This window comes from Frankia tisae (assembly GCF_025403405.1).
Classification (GTDB): domain Bacteria; phylum Actinomycetota; class Actinomycetes; order Frankiales; family Frankiaceae; genus Frankia; species Frankia tisai.
In genome coordinates, this window is record NZ_JANEZT010000298.1 from 1 (window position 1) to 8,623 (window position 8,623).

The 8,623-nt window shown below is 71.4% G+C and carries 6 protein-coding genes; 4 read left to right on the forward strand and 2 right to left on the reverse strand.

Annotated features, from left to right (window positions below; all coding sequences use genetic code 11):
- Positions 1-21: 21 nt before the first annotated feature.
- Positions 22-3,255: a TIR domain-containing protein gene (locus tag NBZ85_RS23225; protein ID WP_261562583.1), complete on the forward strand. Its 3,234-nt coding sequence runs from the start codon at positions 22-24 to the stop codon at positions 3,253-3,255.
- Positions 3,256-3,523: 268 nt separating this feature from the next.
- On the opposite strand, the gene NBZ85_RS23230 is transcribed toward NBZ85_RS23225, so the two are convergent.
- Positions 3,524-4,729 carry an HAF repeat-containing protein gene (locus NBZ85_RS23230; protein WP_261559879.1) on the reverse strand — a complete coding sequence of 402 codons (1,206 nt, stop codon included), beginning with the start codon at positions 4,727-4,729 and terminating at the stop codon, positions 3,524-3,526.
- A 583-nt stretch (positions 4,730-5,312) separates the two neighbouring features.
- Positions 5,313-5,945, reverse strand: coding sequence for an alpha-ketoglutarate-dependent dioxygenase AlkB (locus tag NBZ85_RS23235; protein WP_261559878.1), 633 nt, complete (start codon positions 5,943-5,945; stop codon positions 5,313-5,315).
- Between the two features lie 242 nt (positions 5,946-6,187).
- Between NBZ85_RS23235 and NBZ85_RS23240 the strand changes: the two genes are divergently transcribed.
- The 3 genes from NBZ85_RS23240 to NBZ85_RS23250 form a co-directional block, all read left to right on the forward strand.
- Entirely contained in the window at positions 6,188-6,571 is a 384-nt protein-coding gene (locus NBZ85_RS23240) for an acyl-CoA dehydrogenase family protein (RefSeq protein WP_261559877.1), read from the forward strand.
- Positions 6,572-6,604: 33 nt separating this feature from the next.
- Complete coding sequence (locus NBZ85_RS23245; protein ID WP_261559876.1) at positions 6,605-7,330, forward strand: acyl-CoA dehydrogenase family protein; 726 nt, start codon at positions 6,605-6,607, stop codon at positions 7,328-7,330.
- 162 nt (positions 7,331-7,492) lie between these two features.
- On the forward strand, positions 7,493-8,623 hold a 1,131-nt coding region (locus tag NBZ85_RS23250), incomplete at its 3' end, for an Hsp70 family protein (RefSeq protein ID WP_261562584.1).

Here is an 8,623-nt window from a genome sequence, read left to right on the forward strand (position 1 = left end):
GCCACATGTCATCCTTGGCCCATGGGCGTGGGGGCGCAGGGTGGCGGGGCGCGCGCGGCAGGTGAGGCGCGCAGGGTCTTTCTCAGTTATACGGAGCCGGACGAGCCGTGGGCGGTGTGGATCGCCTGGCAGCTCATGGAGGCGGGGTACCGGCCCCGGCTGCAGGCCTGGCATTCGGTTCCCGGCCGGAACTTCGTGGAATGGATTCAGCAGGAGCTGGCGGCGGCGTCCCACATTGTCGCGGTCCTCTCCCCCGACTACCTCACGTCCCCGTGGTGTAAGGCGGAACTGCGCTCTGCGCTGGCGCATGCGGTCGAGGGCCGCAAGATACTGGTTCCGGTGCGGATCGCGCCGGGTGACTCACCGGAGCTGATGCGGCAGATCGGCCGGATCACGCTGGTGGACCTCTCCGCGGACTACGCCCGCCGCGCCCTGCTCGACGGGTTGCACGCGGCCGACAGCGGTGAGAAGGTGCCGCCCGCGGTGGCCCCGCCCTTCCCGGGGGTGCCCGGCGGCGGCGACGTGCCGCCGCCCTTCCCGGGGCCGGACCGCGAGGCGCTGACCACCCGGCTGCTGGGCCTGGTGGAGGAGGCCTGCCAGCTGCGTCATCCCGACGCGACGATCCGACGACCCACGGCGGGCAGCCCGTTCCCCTACCTCGAGGCCGCCGGGATGCGTGACCGTGAGCGACAACGCTGGCCGATCGGCGTCAGCATTGATTCACCCAACATGACCACCATGAAGGTATTCCACGAGACGGTCATCCGCGAGATCTACCTGCCGGCTGACGACTCGGTGGACTCCGAGCTGGTCCATCTCGGTGCGCCTGCGGCGGAGGAGGTACTCAAGCAGGCACGCCGCCACCGGATCAAGGTGCGCAGCCTCGCCGAGTTCGAGGGCCGGTGGGACCCCCGGCGCTACCTGAAACGCCAGGCGGAGCGCCTCGCCAAGGATCCGGTCTACCCGCCCGGGTTGTACGTGCCGCAGCGGTTCAGCCTCGGCGGCGATGGTCTCGGCGGCCTCGGCGGTGGGCAGGGTGACAAGCGGACCGTCCAGGGCGACGTGTTCACGGCGATGCTCGACTGGCTCGACGTGGAAGACTCCCGCTTCCTGCTCGTCCTCGGCGATTTCGGGCACGGGAAGAGCTTCCTGCTGCGCGAGCTGGCCCGACGGCTGCCCGAGGAGCTGCCACAGGTCTCACCGATGCTCGTCGAGCTGCGGACGTTGGAGAAGACCCACACCATCGACGAACTGCTGGCAGTGCATCTCACCAAGGACGGCGAGCACGGTGTGGACGTCCGAGCGGTGCGACGGATGGTGGAGCAGGGCAAGGTCGCCCTGCTGTTCGACGGGTTCGACGAGCTGGCCCTGCGCGTCACCTACGACCGGGCCGCCGAGCATCTGAAGACGGTCCTGGACGCGGTGAACGGACGCGCGAAGGTCGTCCTGACCAGCCGCACCCAGCATTTCCTGACCGACAGCCAACACCGCACCGAACTTGGCGACCAGGCGCAGCGGGGAGCGGGCAGCCGGGAGGTGCACCTCGAGGACTTCGACGCCAAGCAGATCCGGGAGTTCCTCGTCCGGCTGTTCCGCCAGCAGGTTGCCGCGCAGGAGGCGAGCAGCGAGAGCGGCCAGACCGACATCGCAGGCCAGCAGGAAGAAGCGGAACGGCGCGCCAGCGTCCGGCTGGACCTGATCCGCTCGATCCAGGACCTGTTGGGGTTGTCCGCCAACCCCCGCATGTTGGGCTTCATCGCCGAACTCGACGAACGGGAGCTGCTGGATGCCCGGACAGGCGACGGCATCACCTCCGCCGACCTGTACGCCAAACTGCTGACCCGGTGGCTCGACCATGAAGTGTCCCGCCGCCAGCCGACCTCCGGCGCTCACCAGACCCTCGACGCAGGACAGCTGCGCCAGGCTGTCGACGCGCTCGCCGTCGACCTGTGGAAGGAGTCACGGGACACCCTCGGCCTGGACAGTTTGTCGGATTCTGTCCGGACAACGTTCACCGATCTCGAATCGCTCAAGCTCGACCCCAAGCAGGCGACGTTCATCGTGGGTTCCGGCAGCATGCTGGTGCGCACCGACGACGCCACCTTCGGCTTCGTGCACCGTTCCGTTCTGGAGTACCTCGTCGCCGCGCAGGCCGCCGGGCAACTCGCCGCGGCCACCTCCGGCCCCGCGCCATCCCTGCTGGGCTACCAGGAGATGTCCGACCTGATGGTCGATTTCCTGCACGGCATCGCCGGGCGCGCCGACCTGGAGCAGTGGGCCCGCGCCACCCTGGAGGAACATCCCGGTCCCGGTACCAGCGCCGGTACCGATGGCGGCACGGCCCGCAGTAACGCACTGCGCGTCGCGCGCAGGATGAAGCTTCGCCTCCACGGCACCCAGCTGGCTGGCCAGGACCTGCGCGGCCATGACCTGACGGGCCAGAACCTGCGGTTCGCGAACCTCACCGGCGCGAACCTCAGCGGCATCCGCCTCTACGAGGCCGACCTCACCGGCGCGACCCTCACCGGCGCCGACCTGACCGGGGCCGACTGCACCGGAACACGCCTGCTGCGCTGCGTCCTCACCGCGGCCGCCCTCGACGGCGGCGACTGGTTCCAGGCCGCCCTCCTCGGCCGCACCCTGGACCCCGGCCTGCTCACCCACCCCGCCCTGCGACTCGCCGCCCTGACCGGCCGCGACACCCCAGCGCTGTGCACGCCACCGGACGGCATAGTGAGGGAGATCGTCTTCTCCCCCGACGGCCGTCTCGTCGCCTACACCGCCGGCACCACGTTGGTCCTCGCCGACACACACATCGGAACCCTGCTGCGCACCCTCACCGGGCACACCGGCCTGATCACTTCGGTCGCGTTCTCCCTCGACGGCACCCACCTCGCCACCGCCAGCGACGACCACACCGCGCGGATCTGGAACACCACCGACGGCACCTGCACCCACACCCTCACCGGACACACCGCCCGCGTCTCGTCGGCCGACTTCTCCCCAGCAGGGCACGTCCTTGCCACCGTAGGTAACGACGACACCTGCCGCCTGTGGGACGTCGCCACCGGCGATCCGATCGCAACAATGATCGGGCTGCGGGACGGGGGGTGGGCCGTGCACCGGCCGGACGGGACCTACACGGTGGTCGGCACCGTGGCCGGGGAGTTCTGGTGGTCGATGGGGCTGTGCCGGTTCGGGCCCGGCGAGCTGGACGCCTACCTTCCGGCGGCTCAGGCCCAGTCAGCTCGGTAGCGGACGGAGCTCTGGAGCAGCGGGGGGGTCTTGCCCAATCCTGCTGGCCGAGATCCGCGACCTGATCACGACCCACGCCCGGCCGAATCTGGGCACGCCGATCGACGGGCTGCTGCTGTCCAGCGTGTCGACGGCGGAGCCGAACCCTTCGCTGACCAAGCCGCTGCGGATCGCCGGCCTCGCCCGGCTCGCCGGGATGAGCCCGTCGGCGTTCCACCGGCACTTCCGCGAGTTGACATCCTCCTCCGTGTTCACGCGGAGGAGGATGTCAAAGGGTCCAGAACACGGCCTGGGGCACGAAGGCCCCGGCGACCGCCGAGCTTCCCAGCACCGTCGCGGCCGCGGTGATGGCCGAGGCGTAGCTGTAGTCTCCGCCGAGCGTGCCGAGATCGGTGGTGACGCCTCCTCGCCAGCGGATGGCGTGGTCGTTGCCGGTGGTGTTGAGCGCCGTCGCGCAGACGTAGCCCTGCGCGTTGATGCCGCCCGGGTCGACCCGCCGCCCGAAGCCCGCGACCGCACTGCGCCGGCCGCGATACCAGACGAATGCAGTGGTCTCCGCTCCGATGCTGCGCACGAGAATCTCACCGCTGTCGTTGATCCCGACCGCCTCGCTCTGCTGGTCACCGGGGAGAACCCCGAGATCGCGCAGAGCCCCGCGTTCCCACAGGAATGCTCGGCTGCGGCCGTCGGCCATCTCGCTGGCCCCCACCACCTGCCCTTTGGTATTCAGGCCCACCGCCCGACTCCAGGAGCCGCCGAGGGTGCCGAGATCGTAGATACGCGCGTTCGACCAGACGAATGCGCGGCTTTGATCGGTCGCCGTGACGCTGTTTCCGCAGATCTGCCCTGCCTCGTTGACGGCCACCGCCTCGCTCGACAGGCCACCGAGCGTCCCCAGATCGGTCATGGCATTGTTGGCCCAGATGTAGGCGTGCCGGTCGCCGCCGCGGACGCTGGTGGTACCCACGATCTGCCCACGCGCGTTGATGCCGGCGGCCCGGCTCCACCGGCCGCCCAGCTCGTCGGTCCCGCCGAGGTAGCCCAGCGGCTGATGGGTACCGCGGGCCCAGCGGAACGCCTGTGCGGTGTAGTGGCTGACCATGTCGCCGACGACGACGCCGGATCCGTTGATCGCGGCGGGCCGGCTGTTCTGCGGCAGCACCCGCAGTCTGCCGGCCCGCCAGACGAAGCCGCCCACCTCGTAGACCGAACGCTGCCAGAAGCCGGCCACCATACCGTCGACGGTCCCGCAGGTCAGTTGGCCGAGACCCACGCCGGTCGGGTCGGGAATACTCGTAGCGGGGGCCCGCGGGGCGGGCCATTTCCCTCTGGGCGGCGGCGGGGGGATCGCCGCCGGCTTTCCGTCGAGGCCGGTCGCCTCGGCGAGGACCACGCCGGATCGCGATCTTGAAAGGTTGCCCTCGTGGCCACGACCGAGCGGCAGAGCGGGTGTCAGGGCCGAAAGCAGACCCATCTGTACAAACGCACGTCGATTTTCCACTCGCGATTCCTTTCACGCCCGTCGGCGGCAGGTCCGTCGTTGCACGGCGGGCGGTCTCGTCCGGCGACCACCCGCCGGATTCCCGGCCCGCCCTTCGGGTCGGGACTATCCCATCGCGACGATGAGGAGCACAGCAACGACACGATTCCCGGGAGCTCGCTGCAGGACCCTTTCCGGGCATTTATGGATCTCTCCACGTGACCGTGACGATCTACGGCTGGAGCACTAGGACTGCGGGTCTGGAGTACTAGTCCTGCGGGTCAAGAGAGGAGGAAGAACACTGCGGAAGTCCCGATCGTGGGTGGATGGCGAGGGTCGAGCGTTCGCGAACACTGAGCGGGCCGCTCTGTCGAAAGCAGGTTCATTCGTGTTCGCCAAGCTCTCCGATCGCGTCACCTCGGTCGCCTTCGTTGGCCATGCTTCTGGTCGTGACCCGCGAGGGGTACTCCCGTCATGGGTGGCGTCGGCACGATCGCGCTGCCGGTTCGCCGCGTCCGCGGGGGCGAGTCCCACCGTGGCCGACGGGATCGCCGCCGGCACCGCGCGACGGGGATGCTCAGCGCACGTCGCGCGGGCGGAACTGGACGCTGATTCGCGGGCCCACCGGGCGCGCCGACTTGGGCACGGCGTGATCCCAGGTGCGCTGACAGCTACCGCCCATGACGATCAGGTCGCCGTGGCCGAGCTCGAAGCGCAGCGCCGGGCCGCCGCCACGCGGGCGCAGCAGCAGCGGCCGGGGGGAGCCCAGCACGATGATCGCCACCATCGTGTCCTGCCGGCCACCGCGCCCTATCCGGTCGCCGTGCCAGGCGACGCTGTCGCGGCCGTCGCGATACAGGCACAGCCCCGCGGTGACGAACCGCTCGCCCAGCTCGGCCGCGTAGTACTCGTCGAGCGCGCTGCGGGCCACCGCGAGCGCCGGGTCGGGCAGCGCCTGGCCGTCACCGTAGAAGGCCAGCAGCCGCGGGACGTCGACCACCCGCTCGTACATGGGGCGCCGCCCGGCCCGCCAGGGGACCCCGTCACGCAGCCGGTCGAACAGGGCGTCCGCCCCCTCGATCCAACGCGGCCGCAGGTCGACCCACGCACCCGCCGACAGCGCGCGCCGACGCGCGGTGCCCGCGAGCGGAGCGACCTCGACCGCCGCCGCCGCATCGAGCAGCGATGCCTGGAACGGCGCAAGCTCCACGACCCGACGATACCAAACATCCGTTCGAATGACGGCGCCGGGCGGCGACCGCCCACCGCCGGGCGGCGCAGCACGCGGCCACGTCGTCCCGGCCGCCCGGCGCGTCAGGACGACACCGGCGAGAGATGCACTTACTGCCACTTTGGTGCACATGCGCTGCCCAGCAGCTACTTTTCGAAACTGGCCTGCCACCCGCGGCAGCCCAGGCAGACAGTCGAGAGCGACCGAAGAGGAGCACGACGATGTCAGAGGTGTCCGGGAATGCGGCCGCGGTCCGGGCCGCCGGCACACTCGCCGGCCGGCACGCGGCTCAGGCCGACGCCGAGCGGCGGCTGCGGCCGGAGGTGGTCGACGCGCTCGTCGGCGCCGGATTCGGCCGCTGGTTCACCCCGCCGGAATTCGGCGGCGAACCGTGCGGTTACCGCGACCTCGCCGAGGCGGTGATCACGGTCGGGGAGGGCTGCGCGTCCGCCGCCTGGGTTGCGGGGCTGCTGGCCAGCTCGGCGCGGTTCGCCGGCTTCCTGCCGCCGCCGGGGCAGGCCGACGTGTGGGAGCAGGGCCCGGACACCCGACTGGTCGCGGCCGTCATCCCGCAGGGCACGGCGGCCGAGGTCGACGGCGGCTGACTGGTCTCCGGCACCTGGTCGTTCGTCAGCGGGGTGGAGTTCGCTGACTGGGCGATCGTGCTCGGGCCGATCGTTGCGGGCGTCGACGAGGGACGCTTCTTCGTCGTGCCCAGGTCGGACTACACCATCACCGACACCTGGTTCACCCTGGGTATGCGCGCCACGGGCAGCCAGTCGTTGACGCTGGACGAGGTGTTCGTCCCCGCCCGGCGGTCGTTTCCGCGCGAGGAGCTGCTCGCCGGGCGCCCCGAGCCGGTCGGCGGGCCCCGGCGATTCGCGCCGCTGTTCGCGGTGAACGGCCTGACCTTCGGCTGCCCGATCCTCGGCGCGGCCCGTGGCGCGCTGCGGATCGCCGAGGAGTCGCTGACCCGGGCGGCCGCCGAGGGACGCGCCGTGCGGGACTCGGCGCGCATCGGCTTCGCCCGCGCCGCCGGGGAGATCGACGCGGCCGGGCTGCTGCTGGACCGGGTGGCCCGCAGCGCCGAACGCGACGCGTTCACCCCGGCGCTGATCGCCCGCAGCCACCGCGACAGCGCCCTCGCGGCGGCCCTGCTCACCAGCGCCGTCGACGCCCTGCAGCACGGCAACGGCGTGCGGGGCGAGGCCCGGAACGACCCGCTGCAGCGGATCTGGCGTGACGTGCACGCCGGCGTCAAGCACATCGTGCTGCAGTTCGAACCGGCCGCCCTGCACTTCACCGAACACCTGCTCAGCCCGCACCACGAGCATCCCGACCCGCCCGAGCGGGCTGCGGACTGACCAGGCGTAAGCCACTCCGCAGTCGTCCCATGTGGGCCTCCCGGCGACGCTCAGGCGAAATGCGGGAAAACTCCGTCCACGGAGGGTCGCCGTCCTTCTACACTGGCAGAGAATGTGTGGGGCAAATCAGGTCAATACGGATCATTCCGGGAGTCGGCCACGGTGAGGTACGGGCTCGGGGTCGACCTCGGAACCACGTTCTCCGCGGTGGCCGTCGGCCAGGGCGGAGCGCCGGAGTTCGGCCGCGCCGGCCACACGGAGATGATCGGCCTGGGCAACCGCAGCGTCGTCGCCCCGGCCGTGGTGTTCGCCGGGCGCGACGGGCGCCTGCTGACCGGGGAGGCCGCGGTGCGCCGGGCCGTGCTGGAGCCCGACCGGGCGGCCCGGGGGTACAAACGCCGGCTGGGTGATCCCACCCCGCTCGTGCTGGGCGACGCCCCCTACTTCCCGGCGGCGCTTCTCGCTGCCTCGTTGAGCGACGCCGTCCAGGCGGTCACGCAGGTCCAGGGCGCGCCGCCGCAGTCGATCGTGCTCAGCCGCCCGGCCGTGTGGGGCCCCTACCGACTGGAGCAGTTCGACGCGGTGCCCCGGCTGGCAGGTCTCGGCGAGGTCCGGATGGTGACCGAGCCGGTGGCCGCGGCGACCCACTACGCGGCGATCCGCCAGCTCGCCGACGGCGACGTCATCGCCGTCTACGACCTGGGCGGGGGCACCTTCGACACCGCGATCCTGCGGTTCGAGGCAGGTGAGATGGAGATCCTCGGCGTGCCGGAGGGCGTCGAGTGGCTGGGCGGCGTCGACTTCGACGAGGCCGTCCTGCGCCACGTCGACCGGGAACTCGGCGGCGCCGTCACCGACCTCGATCCCCGCGACCCCGACGGCGCGGTCGCGCTGGCCCGGCTGCGCCAGGAGTGCGTGCTGGCCAAGGAGGCGCTCTCCTTCGACACCGAGACGGTGATCCCGGTGTTCCTGCCGGCGGTCCGCCACGACGTCCCGCTCACCCGCGCGCGGTTCGAGGAGATGGTCCACCCGGCGATCGACGCCACCGTCGAGGCACTGCACCGCGCGCTGAGCTCCGCCGAGGTCAAGCCGGAGGACCTCGCCGCCGTGCTGCTCGCCGGCGGTTCCTCTCGAATCCCCGCGGTGGCGCGGATGGTGGAATCGGCAATGGGACGTCCCACGGTCGTCGACGCGCATCCCAAGCACGTGGTGGCGCTCGGCGCAGCCCGCATCGCCGCCCAGCTCCTCGAGCCGACCGGCCCGCCAGCACCGGCCACCCACCCACCGAACCCC